General features: G+C 62.6%; 21 protein-coding genes. All 21 read right to left on the reverse strand.

Annotated features, from left to right (window positions below; genetic code table 11):
• Positions 1 to 861 (reverse strand): ABC transporter ATP-binding protein (locus tag FNA46_RS06550; protein WP_143124317.1); only part of this gene is annotated, 861 nt, incomplete at its 3' end.
• Positions 862 to 920: 59 nt separating this feature from the next.
• Positions 921 to 2147, reverse strand: a complete 1227-nt coding sequence (locus FNA46_RS06555) for an ABC transporter substrate-binding protein (RefSeq protein ID WP_143124318.1) — start codon at positions 2145 to 2147, stop codon at positions 921 to 923.
• Positions 2148 to 2181: 34 nt separating this feature from the next.
• Complete coding sequence (locus tag FNA46_RS06560) at positions 2182 to 3999, reverse strand: ABC transporter permease (protein WP_246102906.1); 1818 nt, start codon at positions 3997 to 3999, stop codon at positions 2182 to 2184.
• Positions 4000 to 4073: 74 nt separating this feature from the next.
• Entirely contained in the window at positions 4074 to 4913 is an 840-nt protein-coding gene (locus tag FNA46_RS06565) for an inositol monophosphatase family protein (protein ID WP_246102908.1), read from the reverse strand.
• A gap of 108 nt (positions 4914 to 5021) precedes the next feature.
• Complete coding sequence (locus FNA46_RS06570; protein WP_143124319.1) at positions 5022 to 6011, reverse strand: LacI family DNA-binding transcriptional regulator; 990 nt, start codon at positions 6009 to 6011, stop codon at positions 5022 to 5024.
• 185 nt (positions 6012 to 6196) lie between these two features.
• The gene (locus FNA46_RS06575) at positions 6197 to 6994 is read right to left on the reverse strand and encodes a metallophosphoesterase (protein WP_143124320.1); all 798 of its coding nucleotides are present in this window, start codon (positions 6992 to 6994) and stop codon (positions 6197 to 6199) included.
• A 161-nt stretch (positions 6995 to 7155) separates the two neighbouring features.
• Complete coding sequence (locus FNA46_RS06580) at positions 7156 to 8409, reverse strand: glycerate kinase type-2 family protein (protein WP_143124321.1); 1254 nt, start codon at positions 8407 to 8409, stop codon at positions 7156 to 7158.
• On the reverse strand, positions 8406 to 9422 hold the full coding sequence (locus FNA46_RS06585) for a LacI family DNA-binding transcriptional regulator (protein ID WP_143124322.1): 1017 nt from the start codon (positions 9420 to 9422) through the stop codon (positions 8406 to 8408). The genes FNA46_RS06580 and FNA46_RS06585 overlap by 4 nt, the downstream gene beginning before the upstream one ends.
• A gap of 9 nt (positions 9423 to 9431) precedes the next feature.
• Complete coding sequence (locus tag FNA46_RS06590; RefSeq protein WP_143124323.1) at positions 9432 to 10595, reverse strand: dihydrodipicolinate synthase family protein; 1164 nt, start codon at positions 10593 to 10595, stop codon at positions 9432 to 9434.
• 10 nt (positions 10596 to 10605) lie between these two features.
• Positions 10606 to 10923 carry a Dabb family protein gene (locus tag FNA46_RS06595; protein WP_246102910.1) on the reverse strand — a complete coding sequence of 106 codons (318 nt, stop codon included), beginning with the start codon at positions 10921 to 10923 and terminating at the stop codon, positions 10606 to 10608.
• A gap of 13 nt (positions 10924 to 10936) precedes the next feature.
• Positions 10937 to 12523, reverse strand: a complete 1587-nt coding sequence (locus FNA46_RS06600) for a GMC family oxidoreductase (RefSeq protein WP_143124324.1) — start codon at positions 12521 to 12523, stop codon at positions 10937 to 10939.
• Positions 12524 to 12596: 73 nt separating this feature from the next.
• Positions 12597 to 13355 (reverse strand): 3-ketoacyl-ACP reductase, encoded by a 759-nt coding sequence (locus FNA46_RS06605; protein WP_143124325.1) that lies wholly within the window; start codon positions 13353 to 13355, stop codon positions 12597 to 12599.
• Entirely contained in the window at positions 13352 to 14851 is a 1500-nt protein-coding gene (locus tag FNA46_RS06610; RefSeq protein ID WP_143124326.1) for an FAD-dependent oxidoreductase, read from the reverse strand. Before FNA46_RS06610 ends, FNA46_RS06605 begins: the two co-directional genes overlap by 4 nt.
• Positions 14848 to 15960, reverse strand: coding sequence for an ABC transporter ATP-binding protein (locus FNA46_RS06615; RefSeq protein WP_143124327.1), 1113 nt, complete (start codon positions 15958 to 15960; stop codon positions 14848 to 14850). Before FNA46_RS06615 ends, FNA46_RS06610 begins: the two co-directional genes overlap by 4 nt.
• 5 nt (positions 15961 to 15965) lie before the next feature.
• Positions 15966 to 16844 (reverse strand): carbohydrate ABC transporter permease, encoded by an 879-nt coding sequence (locus FNA46_RS06620; RefSeq protein WP_143124328.1) that lies wholly within the window; start codon positions 16842 to 16844, stop codon positions 15966 to 15968.
• Positions 16844 to 17737 carry a carbohydrate ABC transporter permease gene (locus tag FNA46_RS06625; RefSeq protein ID WP_143124329.1) on the reverse strand — a complete coding sequence of 298 codons (894 nt, stop codon included), beginning with the start codon at positions 17735 to 17737 and terminating at the stop codon, positions 16844 to 16846. The genes FNA46_RS06620 and FNA46_RS06625 overlap by 1 nt, the downstream gene beginning before the upstream one ends.
• A gap of 106 nt (positions 17738 to 17843) precedes the next feature.
• Positions 17844 to 19097: an ABC transporter substrate-binding protein gene (locus tag FNA46_RS06630; protein ID WP_143124330.1), complete on the reverse strand. Its 1254-nt coding sequence runs from the start codon at positions 19095 to 19097 to the stop codon at positions 17844 to 17846.
• Positions 19098 to 19151: 54 nt separating this feature from the next.
• Positions 19152 to 20675, reverse strand: coding sequence for an aldehyde dehydrogenase family protein (locus FNA46_RS06635; RefSeq protein WP_143124331.1), 1524 nt, complete (start codon positions 20673 to 20675; stop codon positions 19152 to 19154).
• Positions 20676 to 20677: 2 nt separating this feature from the next.
• Positions 20678 to 21445 carry an enoyl-CoA hydratase/isomerase family protein gene (locus FNA46_RS06640; RefSeq protein WP_143124332.1) on the reverse strand — a complete coding sequence of 256 codons (768 nt, stop codon included), beginning with the start codon at positions 21443 to 21445 and terminating at the stop codon, positions 20678 to 20680.
• Complete coding sequence (locus tag FNA46_RS06645) at positions 21442 to 23013, reverse strand: acyl CoA:acetate/3-ketoacid CoA transferase (protein WP_143124333.1); 1572 nt, start codon at positions 23011 to 23013, stop codon at positions 21442 to 21444. The genes FNA46_RS06640 and FNA46_RS06645 overlap by 4 nt, the downstream gene beginning before the upstream one ends.
• A complete protein-coding gene (locus tag FNA46_RS06650; protein ID WP_143124334.1) occupies positions 23010 to 24014 on the reverse strand; it encodes a Gfo/Idh/MocA family protein in 1005 nt (334 codons plus the stop codon). Before FNA46_RS06650 ends, FNA46_RS06645 begins: the two co-directional genes overlap by 4 nt.
• Positions 24015 to 24379: the final 365 nt, after the last annotated feature.

The following is a 24379-nucleotide window of genomic DNA, read 5'->3' on the forward strand; positions in this document are numbered from 1 at the left end:
GGTCGTGCTCGAACAGGTCATCGCCCGTGACGCCGGGCCTGTGACCTGTTCGAGCACGACCTCAATCCCGTGAAGCTTCAATATGCTTCTGCCGGCTCTTTGCTCGAGAATGCCTTCAAAGACGTTGATCCGGGGATCGCCGATGAATTCGGCCACAAACAGGTTGGCCGGTTCATGGTAGATTTCGTAGGGGCTGCCGATCTGCTGGATGACGCCGTCCTTCATCACCACGATGATATCGGACATGGTCAGCGCCTCGACCTGATCATGCGTCACGTAGACCGTGGTCGCGCCAAGATCCCGCGACAGGCGCTTCAGTTCCGTTCGCATTTCCGTTCTCAATACCGCATCGAGATTGGACAGCGGCTCGTCCATCAGCAGGATGGAGTTGCGGGCGGCAATCAATCTGGCAACGGCAACACGCTGCTGCTGGCCGCCGGAAAGTTCCGACGGGAAGCGGTCTTCATAGTGTTCGAGTTGCACCTTCTTCAGCGCCTCGGAAAGCCGTGCGGCAATCTCCTCTTTCGGCCGCTTTGCCTGCTGCAGCGCAAGCGTGATGTTCTTGTCGACCTTCATGTTCGGCCAGAGCGCATAGCTCTGGAAGATGAAGCCGAGACCCCGCTTTTCCGGCGGCACGAAGCTGCCGTCGCGTCCGGAGTAAACCGTTTTTCCCGCAAGCGTCAGCTCGCCGCCGGAGGGCTGTTCGAGCCCCGCAATGATGCGCAGCGTCGTGGTCTTGCCGCAGCCCGATGGCCCGAGCAGCGTCACGAACTTGCCCTTCGGGATTTCGAGATCGAGCGGCGGTATGGCCAGGTGAGAGCCGTAGTATTTTGTGATGCCTTTCAGGGACACTTCGTTCATCAGGTTTCCTCCCCAGGCTTTCCGGGTTGCATCACGGCAACCCGGCGCTCCGGTTTTCCTCAGTTGCTGGTTTCGACCACCCAGAAATCGTTGACTTGAGCGACATGGTCGCGCTGATATTCAGCCGATCCGAAAATCTTGCGAACTTTCGGCCAGTTCTCTCCACCCTTGGGCAGCGGCACATCCGTGCGCGGCGAGAACGTGCCCACCTTGAAATAGGCGGCCATGCCCTGCAGCTTCTTCAGGCTTTCGCCATCGCGATAGGGCTTTTCAAGTTTGGTGTCGGGGGTCAGGTCCCTTGATCCCATCTGGAAGGCGATGAACAGTTTAGCCGCATTCGGATGCGCCGACTGACCGGCAATCGCCACATAGGTCGAATAGGCAAAGACACCGGCCGGATCGATGTCATAGAGAACGGCATTGGCATAATCGTCGCTGCCGTTCTTGTTGATGTAATGCATGCTGGAGAAGGTGATCGGCGGCTTTGCCTGTCCCTTCAGCCCGGAGGCCGTCGCAAGCTTTGAGCCGGAATCGTAGATGACAAGGTCATTCTTCAGGAGGCGGTGCAGGAATTCATAGCCGGCATTTTCGATGCCGTCGGACAGGACGAGCGGCTTTCCGGCATATTTTTCGTAGGATTTGGCAAAATCGTCGGCGTGCTCGACGATCGAGGTCAAAAGCGCCAGCGATGTCAGAGAGCCAAGCGGGCTCTTCATCGCGAAACGCTTGTTCCAGGCCGGTTCCGTCAACTGCCACACATTGGTGACCGGCGGCGCATCCTTGTAGGTGTCGGCATTGTACATGAGCACCGTGGCTTCGATCACCTGCGTCAGCAGCGGCTCGCGCAGGTCGACCGGGATCTTGTCCTCCAGGTAACGCGGCACATAATTGACGATGCGATGGTTGGGCAGGAGGTCGTAGAACATCTGGGCGGTGCCGGCCGTGTTGACCACATCCACGGCAAAAATGCCCGCCTGCTGTTCGCGCACCACTTTCTCGATCGTCTTTTCCGAGCCGAGATCATAGGCGTTGACCTTGATCTCCGGATAAAGCTTCATGAAGTCCTCGGCCAGCGCATTGACGGTCGAGGAGGAGGAATAGATGGTGACCTCGCCTTCCGCCTTGGCCTTCCTGACGATCTCGTCCCAGTTCTCGTCCTTGGGCTGGTGGACGCCAAGCTCTGCCGTCTTCAGCCAGGTATCGAAGGCCGCATCTTGCGCGCAGGCCGCGGTACCAATAAGGCATGCGAATGTGGCGATCGCCACCCGTTTCCTAAGCATTTTCATGTGAACTCTTCCTCCCTGTTGCACGGTCGCCTCCTCAAGCGAACCCCATCTTCGTATTGCGGAAAACCAGCCTGAACAGGATGTTGCAGCCCACGACCAGAGCAACGAGCAGCAGCGTTGCCGCTCCGATCAGCTGGGGGACATCATCGGTCTGGTAGGTATAGATCACGCTTGCCAGCACTGCCGTCGACGGCGTGACAAGCAGGATGATCAGCGACAGCTCGCGCATCGTGCCGATGAAACTCAACAGCATGCCGGAGACCAGTCCCGAAGCGGCAAGAGGTGCCACGATGTGGCGAACACGGCTGATCCAGCCAATGCCCTGCACGCGTGCGGATTCTTCGAGAGACTTGTCGATCTGCAGCATCGCGGCGATGCCGGTGCGCGAGGTATAGGGCAGGTTTTTCACCGCCGCGATCAAAACCAGCAGCGCAAACGTCCCGTAAAGGGCCGGGATGGGTCCGACCGGTCGCGAGAACATGCCGATATAGATGGCGCCAAATGCCACCGCCGGAAAGATGTAAGGCAGGAAGGCTGCCATCTCCAGCGCCCGCGACGACAGGCTTCCACGTGTCTTCACCACCACGTAACCGATGAGGAAGCCGAGAATGCCGGTGGCAAGAGCCGTGAAGAATGCCAGGCTGAGGCTGTTCCAGGCCGCGTGCAGGATCTGCGGGTTCTGAAAGACGCCCGCATAGATCGCATTGACGCCGCCGCGTGCACCAATCCAGTAATGCAGGGTCAGATTGGACAGGTCATAATTGCCGGCGGTACGCGAAAGCGACTGGAGCACGAGCAATCCAAGCGGCAAGACCACGGTCAAGCACATGAGCCCCACGACAAAGGCGAAGACCAGCCACCGTGCACGGCCGAGATCGATTTCGCGCCGGCGAAACCCCTTGCCGGACATGGTGACGAAGCTCTTGCGCACGCCGATCATGCGCTGGTTGATCCAGATGAACAGAATGGCCATCACCACCAGCACGAGCGCCAGAAGATAGCCGTCTCCGACATTGCGCGACCCGATCGCGGCGTAGATCTGCGTCGGCAGTACGAAATACCGGATGGGCATGCCGAGAACCGCGGGCGTTCCGAAGGATCCGATAACCCGGATGAAGGTCATGACGACGGCCGAGCCGACGGCCGGAAGAACGAGCGGTGCCGTGATGGAGACGAACTGCCGCAGCCGGGACATGCCGGCAATGGCACCCGCCTCTTCGAGCTGGCTGTCCACCGTGGCAAGCGAGCCGGAAATGATCAGGAACCCGTAGACATAATAATGCAGGGACAGGCAGATGATGATGGGAATTCCGCCAAAGGCGATCCAGTCGGGGGGCTGCACGCCGAAGAGATAGGCAAAGACGCCGGACGCTCCGCCCACCCGGTCATTCTTGAAAAAGGTGACCCAGGCGAGCGCCATCACCCAGGACGGCAGCATATAGGGCAGGACGACCGCCGTGTTGACGAACTCGCGATAGGGCACGTTGGTGCGCACGACGATCCACGCAAGGAGGGCTCCCAGCGCCAGGCAGATGATCGTTGCCCCGAACGCCGTGACGAGCGAGTTCATGAACGGCTTGTAGAACAGGGCCCAGGAAAGCCGGCCGCCAAAGACGCGCTCATAATGAAAAAGCGTCAGTTCTCCCGGCTGTCGCCCGGGCAAATAGGCAGAATCATAAGGCTGTACGGTGATCGTCTCCCGCACCAGCTGGAACAGCGGTACGATAACAAGGAGCCCCAGCAGGATGGCAAGGCCGAGCGCGATCAACCGCTCCGGCGCAGAGACAAAATCCGCTGCACGCCGCATCCAGCGTCGGCTATCGCGACTGGCTGTTTCTGAAAATAGGGTCACTCTGTCTCTCCTCCCAGACGGCGCTCCAAGCCGTTTATGTCGCAGATCGCGATTGTGGCGCGATCCCCTCCTCTTCAGGCAGCGTGGTGCCTCTCGCGCCTGCCCAGCGGCTCAGCCAGCACGATGCCGACCGCGTCGCTGACGCCATCGGCGATGGCGGGCGCGCTTGCAAGAACAGCGCCGCCAGTCTGCAAAGACCCGATTTCGAAGAAGGGGCAGACGCGTCCGCCCGCTTCCGCCACCAGCAGCAGGCCCGGCACGCAATCCCACGAATTCATGTGCAGTTCGACATAGGCATCCGAGCGGCCATCCGCGACATAGGCCAGCGCCATGGCACCGGAGCCTGCCCGCCGGACATTCGCCCCCTTGTCCAGAAGCCGCGTCATTGCCTCAAGATACTGTGCGTTGGGGATACGGGTCGACCAGCCCAGCTCGACGGATGCCATGTCGAAGCGAGCCGTCCGGGCTGCCGAGATCGGCTGGCCGTTGCGGGTCGCTCCCTCGCCGGCCCGGCAAAAATACAGCTCGTCCAGCGCCGGATTGTAGATCGCCGCAAGCTTGGCGACATTTTCCTCCACATAGCCGATGGAAATGCAGAAATGCGGAATGCCGCGGGCAAAATTGGCAGTACCGTCAATCGGATCGACCACCCAGACCCGCTCGCGGATATCCCCGCCGCCCTCCTCGCCAAAGAAGCTGTCATCCGGAAAGGCTGAAGCAATGCGCTGCCGGATATGCGCTTCGGAGGCCGCGTCGGTTTCCGTGAGGTAATCCTGCGGTCCCTTCATCGAGAAGTCAGCCGCCCTGCCATTCTCAAAGCCCTCAAGGACCAGGGCTCCGGCAGAGAGAATGACATCACGGCACAACTGCGCGCGACCATCCAGATCGTTCGTATAGGACATTGCTGAAGGCATGCGCATTCCTCTCCCTTGAACACGTGTGCAAATTTGCACACGTGTTCATTCATTGCAAGCGCGTATCTCTTACGGGACGGAAAAAGTTCGGGCTGGACCGAAGGGGCGTCAGCGCCGGACGGTGCTGCGTTCGATAAGGGCCACGGGGACGTTGGTGATGACGGACTGACCAAGCTCATGATCGAGCGCCGCCAGAACGGCCTCCGTCAGGACTTCGAACGACTGCGAGATCGTCGTCAGTTCGTAGCTTCGCCAGGAGGCCTGCGGAATGTCGTCAAAGCCGATGACGGACAGATCTTCGGGCACGCGGCGCCCCATGTCGTTTCGGGCGCCATCGAGAAAGCCGATGGCCATGATGTCCGTCACGCAAAACGCTCCATCAATCTGTCGGTCAGACAGGAGCTCCCGGGCGGCCTTCAGTCCCGTCTCATAGGTTGTCGGGCCATCATGCCAGACGACGATATCCGTGCCGGCGGCGGTCATGACGTCGGAAAATGCCTTGCACCGGCGCAACTGGGTCGGCGTTCCCGATCCACTTGTCACGACGGCGACCTTTCGGCATCCCGCCGCCTTCAGGCGTTCTGCCGCAAGCGTTGCGCCGGCAATGTCGTCGCTGAGGATGATATCGGTGTCGGACCGGGCGAGCTGTCTGTTGATGACGATGAGCTTAACGCCATTGGCAAGACATTCATCCACGATTGACATCGGTGGCTCGCCCGAGAGGACGACAATCGCGCGCGCCCGAAACTCGAAAATCAGTTCGATGAGAGGTGCAATGTCACTGCGTGCATCCGCAGCATTCAGAAGCAGGCATTGCAGGCCGCGCCGCAGCAATCCGATGCTGAGCATATCCAGCTGCTTTGCCATGAAGGGCAAGGAAAGGTTCGCCCCAACCACGCCAACGAGATTGGACGAGGAATTATTGAGGCCTTGGGCAAGTCTGTTGACGCGATAACCCAGTTCCTGAGCGGCCTGAAGCACCTTGCGGCGCACCTCAGGCGAGACGCTGGCGCCCTCCGTGAATGTCCGGGAGACGGCAGAACGCGAAACGCCTGCTCTTTGAGCGACGTCGACGGACGTGACAAAGGCCTTGACCATGGCAATCCAACGGGAAAAGAGGGTGTACGGCGTTCATCGCACTACGATACTTTTCCCATCCTTACAATCTGCGCATGCCAATGGCCTGCCGCCCGTCTCCGCTTTGAAGGGATATGAACTGCCGGCGCGCCTTCGTAATCCAAGTGTCTTCTGATTTATTTCCGATCTTTGGTGCAACGCAATTTTTAGAAAGCCGGGAAAAATCGGTCTGCAGCTGCTTTCAGATCAGGCTGCCACTCACCGACCTCAATCCTACCGGTTTCGGTGAGTTCGGTACAGACGAAGTGGGAAAGCTCATCACGCCGAATGACCGCAGCACTCAGTCTGCCGGTCCGATAGGCGCCGGTATCCAATGCAATGCGATTTTCATAGACTTCGGGTCTGAGCGATTTGGTGATCGTGTGGCCGTGTAAAACGACATGGTCAAATAGGTCCATGTGGTCCAGAAAGCCGGCGCGGATCCATCGCAAATCGTGTTCGCTTTGACTGGCGAGCTGGACGCCGGGGCGGATTCCGGCATGAACGAAGCAGAAGCGTCCCATCTCCTTGAAGGTCAGTGCGTTTTCCAGCAAGTCCGCATGATGGGGGAAACCGCGGCGAATGTCAGCGGCGATGTTTTTGAAATCAGGAACCGGGTGATCAGAATAGGCGCATACGGTTGCGACACCGCCCCAGTCCATCCAGTTGATGGCGTCCTCATCGGTGAGAGTGCCTCTCAGGAGTTCACGCAGGTAGAAGTCGTGGTTGCCGAGAATGAGCCGAGAACCGGGATAACGGTCGAGCGTCGAGTAAACCTGATCAAGGACCTTCGGACTGTGAGGGCCGCGATCGATCAGATCTCCCAGGAAAAGCACGACGGGAGGGGATTGATCATCTTTCGAGACCGCCGCGATGTAACCCAGCATGGCTTCGAGAAGGTCGGCAAGTCCATGAATATCGGCAATGGCATAGATATCGGACGGAAAGCTTTCTGTCGGGGTCATGCTATTCCTGCAGGGCAAAATGGCGGGCAATATTATCCGGGCTGTTACGGCTTCATATCATTTCGAGCTGTGACATTTGACGGCCTCAATGGCTATCGCAATCGGAGCCAATTGCAACCGTCCGCCGTGCCCTGAGGCATCGGACACCGATCGGATACCGATCAGCGACCAATGGATATCGCACGGAAATCGTTGACATTGGTCAGCGTCGGGCCTGTCACGACCTGACTGCCGATCGCGGCGAAGAAGCTGTGGGCATCGTTGGCGGCAAGGGCCGCCTGCGGATCGAAACCGGCAGCGCTGGCCAATCCAAGCGTTTGCGGTCCGATGACCGCACCCGCCACCTCCGCCGCGCCATCGACGCCGTCAGTATCGCAGGCAATTGCGTGAATGCCGTCCTCCCCGTTCAGCGCGAGCGCCAGGGCGAGGCAGAATTCGGCGTTCGGTCCGCCGACACCATTGCCGCGCCGGGTCACGGTCAGTTCGCCGCCGGACAGCAGGAGAACGGGGCGATCCCCTGGGTGAAGCGAAGCGCGGATCTTGAGGGCAAGTTCCGCCTGCGCGCGTCCCACATCACGGGCTTCGCCTTCCAGCGCATCGCCGAGCAGGCGCACATCGTAGCCCGCGCTTTCAGCCAGTGCGGCAGCCGCCGTGAGCGACTGTTTCGGCGCGGCATAGATGACGTTTTCGACGCGGGAAACGCGCGGATCTTGCGGCGTCAGAACCCGTGGAGGCGCGGCAAGGGCGGCCCGGACGCTTGCCGGAACCTCAACCTTCCACTGTTTCAGGATCGCCAGCGCCTCGTCCGGCGCGGACACATCGCCAACGGTTGGGCCGGAGCCGATGAAGGCCGGATCGTCGCCCGGCACGTCGGAAATCAGAAGCGAGAGCATGCGCGCCGGATAGGCAGCGGCGGCCAGCTGTCCACCCTTCACGCGGCTCAGGTGCTTGCGCACGGTGTTCATCTTGTCGATTGGCGCGCCGGAGGCGAGCAGGGCTGCATTGACCGCCTGCTTCTCGGCGAGGCTGACCCCTTCGGCGGGGGCGACCAGCAGCGCAGAAGCACCACCGGAAATGAGCGCGAGGACGAAATCACCCTCCCCTGCCGTCTTCACAAGATCGAGCATGCGGGCCGTCGCCTTGAGCCCGCTCTCGTCCGGCACGGGATGCGCCGCCTCCACAATCTCGATGCCGCGGCAGGGCCGGCCATAGCCATAACGGGTGATGACCAGCCCCTCGCAAGGCCCCCACGCCGCCTCGACTGCCTCGGCCATGCGGGCGCTCGCCTTGCCGGCGCCGACGACGATCAACCGGCCTTGCGGCCGCCTGGGTAGGAAGCGGGCGAGCGAGCGCATGGGATCGGCCACCTCCACCGCCTTGTCGAAGAGTTGCCGGAGAAAAGCTTCCGTTGTCATGCGTTGACCCTACCGCCGCTGGAATCCCGCACGATCAGTTCCACGGGCGTACGATGGTCATTGATCGGAGCCTGGTTGTCTTCGAGCCAGTTGAGCACAGTCGAGGCGACGGCCTCGCCAAATCCGGCAATATCGCACCGCACCGTGGTGAGCGGCGGATAGACCTGTGCGCATTCCTCGATATCGTCGAAGCCGACGATGCGGAAATCCTCGCCCACCTTGCGGCCGATGCGCGCGCAGCCCGAGAGCAGGCCGAGCGCCACGAGGTCGGAGAAACAGATGGCCGCATCGATATCCGGATGATCCCGGGTCAGGATCGCCGCCGCCTCGTGGCCGAAGGCGCGGCTGGCGCGACCCGGCAGCACGAAGGGCTCGATGCCGGCCTCCGCCATCACCTCGAAATAGCCGGACATGCGCTCCTGCGCGACTGCCCGCCCCTCGAGCCCACCGACGAAAGCGACGCGTCGCGCGCCGCCCTTCACCAGATGCTCCGCGGCGAGACGGCTGCCGGAGAGATAGTCGGGCGCAGAGAAGGGGAAAAGCTCGATGCGCGGATCGATCTTGCGCAGCACCTGCATGGTCGGAATATTGGCCCGCGCGATCGCGTCAAAGGTCGCGGCCTCCTCGCCATAGGCCGGCGAGATGATCAGTGCCGAAACGCCATGCTCGATGATGGCGGAAACGACCTGTGCCTGGATGGCGGGGTCTTCATCCGTATTGGCAAGCACGGTCGCATAGCCACGCGCCGACAGCGCCATCTGCAGCGAGGTGGCAAATTCCGTGAAGAAGGGATTTCTGAGATCGTTGATGACGACCCCGATCAGACCGACATTGGCCGAGCGCAGATTGGCGGCCGAGCGATTGTAGACATAGCCGAGCCTGTCCATCGCCTCGCGGACCAGAACGCGCTTCTCCTCCCGCACCAGCGGGCTTTGCTGCAACACGAGGCTGACGGTCGATTTCGACACCCCCGCCTCGCGCGCCACATCGACGATGGTCGGTCTGCGCTCCATCAGCCGACCCTATTCGATTCCGTGGAGCGCAAGCAAGGTTAGCATCCTGTGGACGGCGAGATCGGGCTTTATGAGAAGCCCCGCCTGATCCGCCAGCCGGAAAACCTGCGCATAATGCGTGATGTCGCGGCTCGACTGGAATCCGGCCGGCATGATGAAATGCGTCTGGTATCCGTTGAGCCAGGCGAGAAACGCAATGCCCGCCTTGTAGAACCGTGTTGGCGCACGGAAGATCTCGCGGCTGAGCGGCACGGTCGGCGCGAAGAGCCTGTGATAGGTCTCGCTGTCGCCCTCAGCCAGCGCCTCAAGTGCCTGACTTGCCGCCGGCGCGATGGCAGCAAAAATGCCAAGAAGGGCATGGGAATAGTGCTGCTCGTCGCCTTCGATCAACGCCGCATAGTTGAAGTCATCGCCAGTATAGAGCCGCACACCAGCGGGCAGCCGCGCCCGGAAGGCTTCTTCATACGCCTGGTCCAGCAGCGAGATCTTGATGCCATCGACCTTGGCCGGATTTTCGCCGATCAGATCCAGTACAAAATCACTGGCGTCCGCGACATCATTCGTACCCCAATAGCCGGAAAGCGCCGGATCGAACATGTCGCCCAGCCAGTGCAGGATGACGGGCTCGGCCGCGCCATCGATCAGCCGGCGATAGACTTTGCGGTAGATGTCGCGACCTGCCCCGATGGCCGTGAAAGCACGCGAGGCCATGAGGATGAGCTGACCGCCCGCCGTTTCGATGGCAGAGGCCTGTGTTTCGTAAGCGGCGAGGATCGCGTCGGTGTCCCGGAGATCGGCGAGTGCCACATGATCCGTGCCCGCGCCGCAGGCGACGCGCGGCTGCAGCGCATGCGCCTTGGCGGCGGCCATGGTTCGCTCGATCAGTTCCTTCGCGGTGAGCCAGTCCACGCCCATACCACGCTGGGCGGTATCCATAGCTTCGGCAAGGCCAAGACCCTGGTCCCAGAGCCCCTGCCGGAAGGCGAGCGTCGCGTCCCAGTCGACGGCCGGCCGCGTGTCCCACGGGCTGCGCTCACGCAAGGGATCGGAGACGACATGGGCGGCGGCAAAGGCGGTGCGGGTGAAGGGCACGCGCGGCGCCCGTGGCGTCAGCGGCGTTCCGGTGAGCGCATAGGCTTCGAGCGTGTGATCGGCCTTCGGCAGTTTCAGCATGGGGGCGCTCCTATTCGTTGACCGGAAGATCGAAGACGAGAATGCCGTCGAGCCCGCCTTGCGCATGAGCGACCAGCTTCGCGCCGAGCGCCTTGTGGTCGGGATGGGTCTGATAGGCTTCGAGCGCCGCCCAGCTATCGAAATCGACGACGAAGCCGTGCAAGTAGCCGCGCTCGATCTTTTCCGGGCTCTCGCTGCGACCGGAGGTGATGGCGAGCACGCCGGAAATCTTGGTGCGGATCTCCTCAAGCTCGGCGAAAAGGGCGGCGATCTGGGGTTCGGTCACGTCCGTTCGAAAGCGAATGAGAACGATATGGCGGATCATCATTTCGGCGTTCCTCTCAGAGGCCATGGGCGGCGCGGATCATGTCGGCAGCCTTTTCCGCAATCATGATCGTCGGCGCATTCGTGTTGGAGGAGACCAGCGTCGGCATGATCGAGGCATCGACCACACGCAGGCGCTCGATGCCGTTGAAGCGCAGTTGCGGATCGACGACGGCGGCCGGATCGGGGCCCATGCGGCAGGTGCCGGCGGGATGATGGTCGGTCTTGGCGTGGCGGCAGGCGTAGTTGAAGTAATCTTCGTCCGTCCTTACCTCCGGCCCCGGAAGGCGCTCGGCCTTCACATAGGGCTTCAGCGCATCCTGCCGCATGATCTCCTGAGCGAGCTTGAGACCCCGAATGGACATCTCTCGGTCGTAAGGGTCGGCCCAGTAATTCGGGTCGATCAGCGGGGCGGCGAACGGATCGGAGGAAGCAAGGCGCACTGTGCCGCGCGAGCGGGGGCGCAGATAGGCGGAATTCAGCGTCACGCCGCCATTCTCCATCGCCGCAACGCCGGCCTCGATGCCCGAGCCGAGGCCGAGATGGAACTGGATGTCCGGCGAGCGGGCTTCCCGGTCGGCATACCAGAAGCCGCCCGTCTCGAAGAGGCTGGAGGCGACCGGCCCCTTTTTCTGCAGCAGATATTGCAGGCCGGCGAGCACCGACAGATGCGGCTTGGCATAGCGGTCATAGGTATGCGGACCTGTGCATTCGGCAATGACGAAGAGATCGACATGGTCCTGCAGGTTGGAGCCGACGCCCGGCTGGTCGTAGACGACGGGCAAGCCCAGCGAGCGCAGGTGATCCGCCGGGCCGATGCCGGATAGCATCAGCAGACGCGGGCTGCCGATCGCACCCGAGGACATGAGGACCTCGACATCGGCGCGCACAATCCCCTCGCCAGCCACCTCGACGCCCACGGCCTTGCCGTTCTCGACGAGCACGCGCAGGATCTGCGCGCCGGTCCTGATCGTCAGGTTCGGCCGGTTGCGGGCCGGATTGAGATAGGCAACCGAGGCGGAGGAGCGGCGGACGTTGCGCTGGGTCAGCTGGTAATAGCCGACGCCATCCTGCTTCTCGCCGGTCATGTCTTCGTTTGTCGGAATGCCGAGCTGGCCTGCGGCCCTGAAATAGGCCTCGCAGATCGGCAGCGGTGCCGCCGGCTTGCTGACGCCGAGCGGGCCGCCCTTGCCGTGATAGCGGTTGTCATAGGTGTCGTTGTCTTCCGCCTTGCGGAAATAAGGCAGTACGTCTTCGTAGGACCAGCCCTCGCAGCCTATCTGCCGCCAGTCGTCATAGTCAAGCGCATTGCCGCGCGTGTAGATCTGCGCATTGATGGTCGAGCCGCCGCCCAGCACCTTGGCCTGGGTGTAGCGGATGACCATGTTGTTCATGTGCTTCTGCGGCACGCTGTGCCAGCCCCAGCTGCCGATGCCCTTGGTCATTTTCGCAAAACCCGCCGGCATGTGGTAGAACGGGTGCCAGTCGCGCCCGCCAGCCTCCAGCAGCAGCACGCGCGCCTTGGGATTTTCGGAAAGCCGCGCCGCCAGAACCGACCCGGCCGACCCGCCGCCGCAGATGATGAAATCGTAAGAGGTCTGCATTTTTGTCTTTAACTCCTACAAGCAATTCCAGCGAAAGCGGGAACCGGTTTCACGTTTGGAATTGCGCAAAAATCTAGAGTCTCGGCAGCGAGAGGCCGCCGTCGACCGGGATCACGGCACCGGTTGCGAAACTGAATTGCCCGGTGGCGAGCGGCACGACCGCCGCGCCGATATCGCCCGGCTGTCCCCAGCGCGCCGCCGGCACCAGCCCGCCCTCGATCCGTGCGGTATATTTGTCCTTCACGCCCGCCGTCATGCCGGTCTCGATGATGCCGGGGCGAAGATCGAAGACGCCGATCTGATGCGGGGCCATCCGCACAGCGAAAAGCTGCGCCATCATCGAGGCCGCCGATTTCGACATGCAATATTCGGCGCGCTCGATGGAGATCATGTCGGCGCTAACAGAGGTGACGAAGAGCATGGAGCGATAGTGTTCGCTGACCGTTGTCAGCATGTGCCGCGCCGCCGCTTGCGCTAGGAAGAAAGCGCCGCGGAGGTTGATGTCGAAGACGAAATCGAAATTTTCGGGCAGCATCTCCAGCATGTCGCCGCGCACTTTCGCCGGCACGCCGGCATTGGACACGAACGTATCGATCGGCCCCATGGCGCGGATGACATCAGCGATGCAGGCTTCAGCATGCGCGACGTCGCGCAGATCATGCTGGAAATAGCGTGCCTCGGAACCCAATGCCGCCAATGCCTTGCCGACGACTTCTTCCTCCAGGGAGACTTCCGCCACCAGCGCGACGCGGAAGCCGGCCGCGACCAGCGCCTCAGCGATGCCGAAACCGATGCCCTGCTGGCCACCGGTGATGAGAGCAAGCGGGCTCATGCCGTGGCCTCCGTCTCCAGAATGTGCTTCGCCATGCGCAGCGAGAGTGCGGCAATCGTCAGTGCCGGGTTCACGGCCGCCGAGGTGGGCAGGACAGAGGCATCCGCGATGAAGAGATTGCGGTGGTCATGACTGCGGCCGAAGGAATTGACGACGCTTTTCGCGGGGTCGCTGCCCATCCGCGCCGTGCCGCATTGATGTGACGGGGTGCGGCGGTCGAAGGGACGCGACATCACGACCGGATAGCCAGCCTTGCGCAAGAGCACCTTCAGCGTCTCGACCAGCTGCAGATGCGCCTCCCAATTGGAGCGCTTCCAGTCGAGCATGATCTGGCCGTTGCGCAGCGTCACGCGGCTTTGCGGGTTCGGCAGGTCTTCCGACATGGCGTAGAGATCGACCGCGCGCGCCGCGATCCAGTCGGCGAGCGGTCCGGGCAGCGGCGAATTGGCTTTCAGGATCGTGCCGGTGATCTTGCCGAGAAGCTGGATATTGCCCAGCGGCTCGCCGTTCGGCCCGCCGGTCAGGTAGAAGTCGTTGACCATCAGGGTCTTCTGGTAGACCGAATTGTTCTTCCGGAACGGATGCAGCGCCAGCACGGCCGAGCAATTGTGGTTCATGAAATTGCGGCCGACCTGATCGGAGCTGTTGGCAAGCCCGGTCGGATAGCGCTCGCTGGCCGAGGCGAGCAGGATCGAGGCCGAGCGGACGGCGCCCGCCGCCAGCACGATGACCGGGGCTTTGAGCACCTGTCGCTGGCCTGCTTCCAGAACTTCCACGCCTGTGATTCGCCCATCGGCCCCGGCAATCAGCCGCGTGACCTCGCAGCCGGTCCAAAGGGCCACGTTCGGATGTTTCAGCGCCTCTTCCAACCCCACCGTTTCGGCATCCATCTTGCCGCCGCAGGTGTTGGGATAGGCGTCCCAGGTCGTCTGGCCAGCCTTCAGCCAGCGCTCGATATCGACGCCGAGCGGCAGCGAGGCCGGGTGCAGGCCGACGCGTTTGAGGCGCTGGCGCAGATCGGCAATCGGGGCCTCGTCACGGACTGGTGCATAGGGATAGGCGCCGGAATGGCGCGGCTCGGTCGGGTCATCGCCGAGCTCACCGCGCACTCGATAGAGCGTTTCGGCCTGCTGATAGAAGGGCTCGATCTCGTCATAGGAGAGCGGCCAGCCGGGCGTCGTGCCGCCCATGTGGCGGAGCGGACTGAAATCCTCCTTCCGGTAGCGGATGAGCACCGCGCCGTAGAACTTCGAATTGCCACCGACATTGTAATAGTTGCCGGGGTTGAACGGCTTTCCCTCGCCGTCCAGCCATTCTTCCTTGGGGCGGAAGTGGCCGCGGGCGAAAATCGCGGCCGCATCCCGGTCGGCGGGAGAGGGTTGCAGCCGCTCGCCCTTTTCAAGGATCAGGATGCGGCGCCGGGAGGTGGCAAGGGCTGCGGCGAGCGTCGCGCCCCCCATTCCGGAACCGATGATGATGATATCGGGCGCGCTCACGGCTTGATCCGCTCCTCGGTTGAGGGATCGAAGGCAACCGCCTTGTCCATGTTGACGGCGAAGTCGAAACGCTGGCCGGCGCGGACATCGGTGTCGGCCCGCATGCGCGCGATGACATCCTTGCCGGACAGCGACATGGTGACGAACGTGTCAGAGCCCGCCGGCTCAGTCACGATGACATCGTTGATGAGCGGCACGATATTGTTGGACTTGCGGTCCGCCCCTTCCGGGTCGGTGATCGCCTCGGGGCGGATGCCGAGCAGGATTTCGCGGCCATCCCAGGCGGTGAGGTTCTGCTGGCTGAAGCGCAGGTGCTGCGCCGCGCCCTTGGCATCCTTCACCTCGGCATAGGGCATGCCGTCCGTCACGACGACCTTGGCCGGGATCACGTTCATCGCCGGGCTGCCCATGAAGGTGGCGACGAAGACATTGGCGGGCGTGTCGTAGATTTCCTTCGGCGTGCCGAGCTGCTGGATATAACCCTTGTACATGACGGCGATGCGGGTCGAGAGCGTCATCGCCTCGATCTGGTCATGCGTCACATAGACGATCGTCGTCTTCAGCTTCTCGTGCAGCTTCTTGATCTCGGTGCGCATGTCGACGCGCAGCTTCGCATCGAGGTTCGACAGCGGCTCGTCGAAGAGGAAGACGTCCGGATCGCGCACAAGCGCCCTGCCCATGGCGACGCGCTGGCGCTGGCCGCCGGAGAGCTGGCCGGGCTTGCGGTCGAGCAGATGGTCGATCTGCAGGAGTTTGGCAACATCGCCGAGCGCCTTGTCGCGCTCGGGCTTCGGCACGCCGTGCATTTCAAGGCCGAAGGTGATGTTCTGCGCCACCGTCATGTTGGGATAGAGCGCGTAGCTCTGGAACACCATGGCGATGTTGCGTTTGGACGGATGCACGCCGTTGATGACGCGGCCCTTGATCGAGATATTGCCGGACGAGATCCCCTCAAGCCCCGCGATCATGCCGAGCAGAGTAGACTTGCCGCAGCCGGACGGACCGACGAGAACCAGAAACTCGCCCTCCTCGATGGAGATATCGACGCGATGCAGCACTTCCAGCTTGCCATAGGACTTGGTGACGTTTGCGATGTCGAGAAAGCCCATGGTTCTTATCCTTTGACAGAGCCCGCCATCAGGCCGCGCACGAAATAGCGGCCGGCGACGATGTAGACGAAGAGAGTGGGAAGGGCGGCGATGATCGCGCCCGCGAAATGAACGTTATATTCCTTCACGCCCGTGGAGGACTGGACGAGGTTGTTGAGCGCTGCCGTCATCGGCTGGCTGGTGCCGCCGAAGGAGACACCGAAGAGGAAGTCGTTCCAGATATTGGTGAACTGCCAGATGACGGAGACGACGGTAATCGGCCCGGAGATCGGCAGCAGAATGCGCCAGAAGATGCGGAAGAAGCCGGCCCCATCGATCTGCGCTGCCCGCACCAGCTCGGTCGGGAACGTGGCGTAATAGTTGCGATAATAGAGCGTCGTGAAGCCGATGCCGTAGACGACATGGACAAGCACCAGACCCGGCACGGTGCCGGCAAGCCCCAGCTTGCCGAGAACCATGGCCATGGGGATCAGCACGATCTGGAACGGGATGAAGCAGGAAAACAGCATCAGCCCGAAGACGATCGTGTCATAGCGGAAGCGCCACTTGGTCAGCACATAGCCGTTCAGCGCGCCGATCACGGTCGAGATCGCCACGGCCGGTACGACCATCAGGATCGAGTTGAGGAAATACGGCTCAAGACCCGTCGGCGAGACGCCAATCTGGGCGGTGGACCAGGCGGATTTCCATGCCTCCAGCGTCCATGTCTGCGGCAACGCCATCATGTTGCCGCCAGTGACTTCGGACAGCGGCTTCAGCGAGTTCACCACCATCACGTAAAGCGGCAGCAGGTAGAACAGCGCGAAAAGCAGGAGCAGGAGATAGATGAAGGTGCGGGCGATCCGGCCTGTATTGACGGCGGTATCCTGGCTGACGGCGGACATTATGACTTCTCCTTCAGCTCGGCATAGAGATAGGGAACCATGATGGCGGCGATCGTCATCAGCATGATAACGGCGGACGCCGCGCCGATGCCCATCTGGTTGCGGGTGAACGTGTAGGAATACATGAAGGTCGCCGGCATTTCGGTCGCGCGTCCCGGCCCGCCGCCCGTCAGCGCGATCACGAGGTCATAGGACTTGATGGCGAGGTGGCTGAGGATGACGAAGGACGAGAGGAAGGCCGGACGCAGCATGGGGATGACGATGCGGCGATACAGCTGGAAGCTCGAGGCGCCATCGATCTGCGCCGCCTTCAGGATCTCGTTGTCGATGCCGCGAAGACCCGCGAGAAACATGGCCATCACAAAGCCGCTGGTCTGCCAGACGGCGGCGATCACGATCGTATAGATCGCCATGTTGTTGTCCTTGATCCAGGTGAAGGAAAAGCTCTCCCAGCCCCAGAGTTGCATGACATGTTCGAGCCCGATGCCCGGATCGAGGAACCATTTCCACGCCGTCCCGGTCACGATGAAGGAGAGCGCCATCGGGTAGAGATAGATGGGCCTCAGCACGCCCTCGCCGCGGATCTTCTGGTCGAGAAAGATCGCCAGCATCAGTCCGAGCGCGGTGCAGATGACGATGTAGAGGCTCGCAAAAATGCCGATATTGACGATGGCGATGTGCCAGTTTTCGAGCGCCCAGAGCTTGCGGTAATTCTCCCAGCCGACGATCGTGTAGTTCGGCAGCATCTTGGAGCCGGTGAACGACAGGAAGACGGTGAAGAGAATGAAGCCGTAGACGAAGAGCAGCGTCACGGCGAAGGACGGCGCCAGCACGATCTTGGGCAGCCAGTCCTGTATGCGCGTGCGAAGATCGGCCTCTGCTGAGCTGGCCATGTCGGGTCTCCCATGGAATGTCGTTTGACCGGCGAGGCCGGAGTTCTCCGCGCAAAGGGCGGAGATGGAGGGCGGCAGTGTGCCGCCCTCTCCTTGCGTTCAAGGCCTACTTGGCCGCAGCCACCGCGTCGGCGAGTGCCTTGGCGGCATCCTTGCCGGTCTTGAAGCCACCGTTGAAAGCCTTGGTCACGACATCATAGACAGCGCTCTTCACCGCAGCCGGCGCCGCATGGCCATGGGCCATGGAGCCGAACAGCGTGCCCTTCGAATTGGCTTCGGCGAGATCCTTGATGCCCTTCTTGCCGCAATCGTCAAAGGCGGTATCCGGCACATCGGTGCGGGCCGGAACGGAACCCTTGACCACGTTGAAGGCCGACTGGAACTTCGGGCTCTCGATGGAGGAGGCCATTTCCACCTGTGCCTTGATCTTGTCGTCGCCCTTCACGTTGAACATCGCGAACTGGTCGGAATTGAAGGTGACGGCGCCCTGCGTGCCGGGGAAGCGGATGCAGACGAAGTCCGTGCCCGGCTTCTGGCCGGCCTTCAGGAACTCGCCCTTTGCCCAGTCACCCATGATCTGCATGCCCGCCTTGCCGTTGATGACCATGGCAGAGGCAAGGTTCCAGTCACGGCCGGAGAAGTTGTCGTCCACATAGGTGCGCAGCTTCAGGAGCCGGGTGAAGGCCTCCGCCATCTTGTCGCCGCCGAGCGTCGCCGGGTCGAGATCGACAAAAGCTTTCTTGTAGAAATCCGTGCCTTCGGAGAGCACGACGCCGTCGAAGATCGTGGCTTCCTGCCAGGGCTGGCCGCCATGGGCAAGCGGCGTGATGCCATTGGCCTTCATCTTGTCGAGAACGGCGATCAGCTGATCCCAGTTTTCCGGCGCCTTCAGGCCGGTCTTGTCGAGCGCTGCCTTGCTGATCCAGATCCAGTTGGTCGAATGCACGTTGACCGGCGCTGCAATCCAGTGGCCGTCATACTTGGAGAACTTCTGCAGTGCTGCCGGCACGACCTTGTCCCAGCCCTCCTTGGAGGCCACGGCGTCAAGATTGCCGAGCGCGCCCTGCTGCGCCCAGTCGAGAATGTCGAAACCGAGCATCTGCACGGCCGTCGGCGGATTGCCGGCCGTCACACGGGCGCGCAGCGCCGTCATGGCAGCCTCCCCGCCGCCGCCGGCGACCGGCATATCGACCCAGCCGATCCCCTTGGCCTTGAGGTCGTCCTTCAGCACGTTAAGCGCTGCCGCCTCGCCCCCCGAGGTCCACCAGTGCAGAACCTCGACATCGGTCGCATAAGACAGTGTGGTGGTTGCTGCGAGCACGGCCGCACTGGCCAGTGCCGTCTTGATAAAGCTACGCATGTACTCCTCCTCCTTGGTGATGCGTTGCGTGACTTGATGCGTTCCTTCGGCCAATCAGGCCCTCACCCAGTTCGGCCTCGTCCGGCCGATCCGCATGACGACGGTTTTGACTTCCAGGAATTCGTCGAGGCCGTAGGGGCCGATTTCGCGGCCCTGGCCGCTTTGCTTGAACCCGCCGAAGGTGAGTTCGGGGAAGCCGTCCATCCAGGTATTGGTCCAGACGGTTCCGGCCTGCACGCGGCGTGAAAATTCAAGGCAGGTATGGACATTCTCGCTCCAGACGCCGGCCGAGAGACCATAGGGTGCGTCGTTGACCAGATCGATCGCCTCGTCGAGCGTGCGGAAGGTCAGCACCGAGAGAACCGGGCCGAAGACCTCCTCGCGCGCGATCGGCATGTCGGACGTCACGCCGGTGACGACGGTCGGCTGGTAGAAACGGCCCGGCAGTTCGGCGATCGGCAGCGTCGCGCCGCCGAGCTGAACCTTCGCGCCCGCCGCGACGGCAGCGCGGACATAGCCGTCGATCTTTTCCTGATGCGCGGACGAGATGATCGCGCCAACCTGCGTATCCGGATTGAGCGGATCGCCAAAGGCGACCTTCTTCGACAGCGCCACGACGCGGGAAACGAAAGCCTCGGCGATATCCTCATGCACGATGATACGGCTGCCGGAATTGCAGCATTCGCCGGCATTGAAATAGACGCCGAAGGTGACGGCATCGGCGGCGGAGTCGAGATCGGCATCGGGGAAGATCACTTGCGGGTTCTTGCCGCCCAGTTCCAGCGCCACCTTCTTCAGCGTTCCCGATGCGGCCGCCATGATCGCCTTGCCGACCGCCGTCGAGCCGGTGAAGGTCACCATGTCGACCTGCGCGTGCTCCGCCATCACCTGCCCCACCGGCTGGCCGAAGCCGAGCACGATGTTGACGGTGCCGGCGGGAAGGCCGGCCTCCACGAGGAGATCTGCCAGCATGACCGTCGTGGACGGCGTCATTTCGGACGGCTTGATGACGCAGGTGCAACCGGCGGCGAGCGCGAAGGGGAGCTTCTGGCTGAGGATCCAGAAGGGGAAGTTCCACGGCGTGATGATCGAGACGACGCCGATCGGCTCCTTCAGCACGACGCCAAGCATCTGCTCACCCAGCGAATTATGGCTGTCGCCATGAAGCGTGCGGGCAAGCGACGCGGCATAGCGCCAGAGATCGGCGGCACCCGAAACTTCGCCGCGGGCCTGGGTGATCGGCTTGCCGCTTTCCAGCGTTTCGAGGATCGCCATGCGCTCGACATTGGCCTCGATCAGATCGGCGACCTTGAGCAGCACGGTCGCCCGCTCCTTGCCGGAAATGCGGCTCCAGATGCCGACATCGAAGGCCTTTCGGGCGGCGGCGATGGCGCGTTCCGCATCCTCGCGTCCGCCCTTGGCCGAACGGCTGACGACGACGCCATGCGAGGGCGAGATGCGCTCAAACGTTTCGCCATTGGCGCTGTCGCACCATGTGCCATCGATGAAATGGCGGCCTTCGAACGGGCTTGCCGGAAGCGCGATGCTGGCGGTGGTGATGATGGTCAGGTCATTCATGATCATTGTCCGGAAAATGTGGGTTTGCGCTTTTCCCTGAAGGCGGCAACGCCTTCATTGCGGTCGTCACTGGCGGAAATGGCGGCGCTGCCCAGCGCCTCGATCATCGCGCCGGCATCTTCATCCCGAGCGGCATGGATCATGGATTTGGCAATCTCAACGGCGCGCGGCGAAAGTTCCGTCACGCGCGCGGCAATCGTTTCGGCCAGCGCACGGACATCCTCGCCAACCTCGGCCGCGAAGCCGAATTGCAGCGCACGCTCCGCGCTGATGCGGCGGCCGAAGAGCGCCATTTCCTTCAGCACCGGCTCGGGCAGAAGCCGCGCGAGGCGCTGCGTGCCCGACCAGCCGGGCACGATGCCGACAGCCGCCTCGGGCAGCGCAATCGTCGCCCGTGGTGTCATCACGCGGATGTCGCAGGCGGCGGCCAGTTCCAGGCCGCCGCCGAAGGCGTGGCCGTTCAGCACGGCAATCGTCGGCTTGGAGAGCCGCGCCAGCCGGTCGAAGATGCGGTGGCCGCCGCGCACCCAGTGGCGGGCAAATTCGGCCGGCGTCAGATCGCCCCAGCCGTTGATATCGGCGCCCGAGCAGAAGGCCTTCTCGCCCTCGGCGGTGACGAGGACGCAGGCGATCTGCGCGTCTCGTTCGATCGTGTCGAGATGGGCGGCGAGCCGCGCCAGCATGTCGACCGTGAAGGCATTGAGCTTCAACGGATTATCGAGCCGGATTTCCGCGATGCGGCCGCGAATGTCGAGATGAACGTCGCTCATGGCGTCCACCCCATCGGCTGGGTGGCAAAGAGGCTCGCCGGCATGGTCGTGGCGTTTTCGGCGACGCGCACCCGGCCCTGCGATGCGCCGACGATATCGGCCTCAGCATCGATGCCCGGCATGATTTCGGTCGCGACCAGCCCGCCATCGCCAAGCCGCATGACGCATCGCTCGGTGATATAGAGCACGTCCTGCCCCTGCGCCCGGGCGCGGTTGCCGGAGAAGGTGACGTGTTCGACCCGCTCGACCATCTTGGTGAACTTGCCGGGTTTTGCGACGCGGATGCCGCTGTCGCTCAGTACGATCTCCGCGCCCGCCTCGAACCAGCCGGAGAAGACGATCTTCTTCGCATGCGCCGTGATATCGACAAACCCGCCGCAGCCGGCCGTCAGATAGGGCTTCTTGCCGAGCTTGGAGACATTCACATTGCCTTCGAGATCGACCTCCAGGAAGGAGAGGAAGGAGACATCGAAGCCCGCGCCTTGAAAGTAGATGAACTGCTGCGGCGAGGGCACATAGGCATCCGCATTGGAGGCGCAGCCGAAGGCGAAATCGGTGAGCGGCATGCCGCCCACGGCCCCCTGTTCAATCGCCCAGGTCACGGCGTCCGGATGGCCTTCCTCAAGCAGGATGCGCGGCACCTGCGCGCTGATGCCGAAGCCGAGATTGGCCGTCATGCCGCCCTTGAGTTCCATCGCCGCGCGCCGCGCAATGACCTTTTCGACGCCGTGGTCGGCGAGCTTGAAGCTCGACCAGGGTCGCATGATCTGCCCGGAAATCGCTGGATCATAGGGCGTTTCGCAGGTCTGTTTCTGGTGCGGATCGATGACGACAAAGTCAACCAGATGGCCGGGCACGCGCACGTCATGCGGGCGGAGACTCCCCGCCGCCGTCGTGCGACTGACCTGCGCAATCACGAGGCCGCCATGGTTGCGCACGGTGATCGCCTGTTCCAGACCGCCGAGATAGGCCCCCTCATGCTCATAGGTGAGGTTGCCGCGCTCATCCGCCGTGGTCGCGCGAAGAATGCAGACATTCGGAATGATGTTCGGGAAATGCAGCCAGGTCTCGCCGCCGAATTCGACGCGCGAGACGATGGGCGCGGCCGCGCCCTTCGCATTCATCGCGCAGCCTTCGCGGATCGGATCGACGAAGGTTTCGAGACCGACGCGGGTCAGCACGCCCGGACGGCGGGCGGCGGCTTCGCGATGCATGTCGAACATGACGCCCGACGGCACGTTATAGGCCGCGACGCGATCCTCGACGATCATCTTCCAGATGTCCGGCATCGGCAGGTTCGACGGGCCGGAGGGATAGGAGCCGGCAAGTACGCGGGAAAGAAGTCCGTCCTTGGCGATATGGTCCATGCCCTTGACGCCATACATGTCGCCGGCGGCAATCGGATGCAGCGTGGTGAGATTGCGCGGGTGGCCTTCCGCGTCGAAGCGCTCGCCCAGCGCCTTCAGCACCAGATCGGGACAGCCGAGAGCCGAGGAGGACGAGACGGTGACCACCGCGCCATCGGGAATACGCGCAACGGCTTCCGCCGCGCTGACGACCTTGCTCACTTCATGCCTCCATAATTGATTGTCACGCGGGCGCCCGTTTCGGCGGCCTCGCGCACCGCTGCGGCAACGGCCAGCGACTTGACGCCATCGATGCCAGTTGCAGCAGGCTGGCCCTCGCCCCGCACGGCGGCCTCGAATTCGGCGACGCCGGTGACGTAGAGATCGTGCGCATCGAAGGGGATCGCATGGCGGCCTGCCGCATCGACCAGTTCGATCTCGCCGACCGGCTTCTGGGTCATCACGCTGCGCGCGAAGATCGAGCCCTGCGTGCCGTGGACTTCGAGACCGCTCCCGGCAAATGGATGGGTGAAGCTCTCGTGGCTCATCACCATCGCGCCGGAGGGCATCGCCCAGACGGACATGGCGGAATCCTCGACCCCTTGCCCCATGCCGGAACTCGTCGCCTGCGCCACGACGGAGACCGGGTCCTCGTCCAGCAGGAAGCGGACGACATCGGCATCGTGGACGGTGATATCCGGAATGACCCCGCCTCCTTCCGCCGCCGAGTTGATGCGCCACCCTTGCAGGTTCTCCGGCAGATGCACCGCATGGAAGACGCGGACCGACAGAACCTTGCCGACGCGGCCCTCGCGGATCAGAGCGCGGACAGCTCGGTGGCTGCCGGAGCAGCGCAGGTGATGGTTGGTGGCGAAGGTCACGCCCGCCTCGTCCGCTGCACGCACCATGGCAGCAGCGTCCGGAACCGTCATGGCCAGCGGCTTTTCGCAGAGCACATGCTTGCCCGCAGCAATGGCGGCCAGAGACTGGGGCAAATGCTTCTCGTTTGTCGTTGAAATGTAGACGGCATCGATGGCCGTATCGGCCAGAGCCTCCTTGAGATCGGTGCCATAGCCCGGGATGCCATGCGCGCGGGCATAAGCCTCGGCGCGGTCACGGGAGCCGCTGACGACACGTGCAACCTCGCCGCCCGCTTGAGCGCGGATCGCCCGGATCATGTGTTGCGACGCGATCGTGCTCGCGCCCACCAAGGCCCAGCGCATAGTCTCCTCCCCGAAAGCATGCAGTTTTTTTGGATCGATCCAAACAGCATATGGAACGATCCAAATACGTCAAGTGAAAAAAGATGTTGGGCACGTCAGTGGTTGATAATTAAAGGGAGCACGAACCGTCTCCCCTCCAGATTACACGCGTGGTGGTACCCGGCTGCCCCTCTCGACTTTCGTGCTGTCAGACCGGGAAAGTCGCAATTCGGGTGATCAAATGCCTATCCGGCGTCGATGAAGCGGCCCATAACGCCGGCGATGTTTCCTCGCCCGTCCATCTGGTGTTTTACAAGCTTCGGCTTGCTGATCTGGCTCTGACGCACATTTGCTGACGTGCCCCTCCTACGTTGCGACGGTTAAGC

It is taken from the genome of Affinirhizobium straminoryzae (genome assembly GCF_007004135.1).
GTDB classification, from domain to species: domain Bacteria; phylum Pseudomonadota; class Alphaproteobacteria; order Rhizobiales; family Rhizobiaceae; genus Neorhizobium; species Neorhizobium straminoryzae.

Excerpts from the sequence above, each read along its gene's own strand:
- FNA46_RS06555 (WP_143124318.1), bottom strand. The coding sequence starts at position 2,147 with ATGAAAATGCTTAGGAAACGGGTGGCGATCGCCACATTCGCATGCCTT.
- FNA46_RS06565 (WP_246102908.1), bottom strand. The coding sequence starts at position 4,913 with ATGCCTTCAGCAATGTCCTATACGAACGATCTGGATGGTCGCGCGCAG.
- FNA46_RS06570 (WP_143124319.1), bottom strand. The coding sequence starts at position 6,011 with ATGGTCAAGGCCTTTGTCACGTCCGTCGACGTCGCTCAAAGAGCAGGC.
- FNA46_RS06575 (WP_143124320.1), bottom strand. The coding sequence starts at position 6,994 with ATGACCCCGACAGAAAGCTTTCCGTCCGATATCTATGCCATTGCCGAT.
- FNA46_RS06580 (WP_143124321.1), bottom strand. The coding sequence starts at position 8,409 with ATGACAACGGAAGCTTTTCTCCGGCAACTCTTCGACAAGGCGGTGGAG.
- FNA46_RS06585 (WP_143124322.1), bottom strand. The coding sequence starts at position 9,422 with ATGGAGCGCAGACCGACCATCGTCGATGTGGCGCGCGAGGCGGGGGTG.
- FNA46_RS06590 (WP_143124323.1), bottom strand. The coding sequence starts at position 10,595 with ATGCTGAAACTGCCGAAGGCCGATCACACGCTCGAAGCCTATGCGCTC.
- FNA46_RS06595 (WP_246102910.1), bottom strand. The coding sequence starts at position 10,923 with ATGATGATCCGCCATATCGTTCTCATTCGCTTTCGAACGGACGTGACC.
- FNA46_RS06600 (WP_143124324.1), bottom strand. The coding sequence starts at position 12,523 with ATGCAGACCTCTTACGATTTCATCATCTGCGGCGGCGGGTCGGCCGGG.
- FNA46_RS06605 (WP_143124325.1), bottom strand. The coding sequence starts at position 13,355 with ATGAGCCCGCTTGCTCTCATCACCGGTGGCCAGCAGGGCATCGGTTTC.
- FNA46_RS06615 (WP_143124327.1), bottom strand. The coding sequence starts at position 15,960 with ATGGGCTTTCTCGACATCGCAAACGTCACCAAGTCCTATGGCAAGCTG.
- FNA46_RS06620 (WP_143124328.1), bottom strand. The coding sequence starts at position 16,844 with ATGTCCGCCGTCAGCCAGGATACCGCCGTCAATACAGGCCGGATCGCC.
- FNA46_RS06625 (WP_143124329.1), bottom strand. The coding sequence starts at position 17,737 with ATGGCCAGCTCAGCAGAGGCCGATCTTCGCACGCGCATACAGGACTGG.
- FNA46_RS06630 (WP_143124330.1), bottom strand. The coding sequence starts at position 19,097 with ATGCGTAGCTTTATCAAGACGGCACTGGCCAGTGCGGCCGTGCTCGCA.
- FNA46_RS06635 (WP_143124331.1), bottom strand. The coding sequence starts at position 20,675 with ATGAATGACCTGACCATCATCACCACCGCCAGCATCGCGCTTCCGGCA.
- FNA46_RS06640 (WP_143124332.1), bottom strand. The coding sequence starts at position 21,445 with ATGAGCGACGTTCATCTCGACATTCGCGGCCGCATCGCGGAAATCCGG.
- FNA46_RS06650 (WP_143124334.1), bottom strand. The coding sequence starts at position 24,014 with ATGCGCTGGGCCTTGGTGGGCGCGAGCACGATCGCGTCGCAACACATG.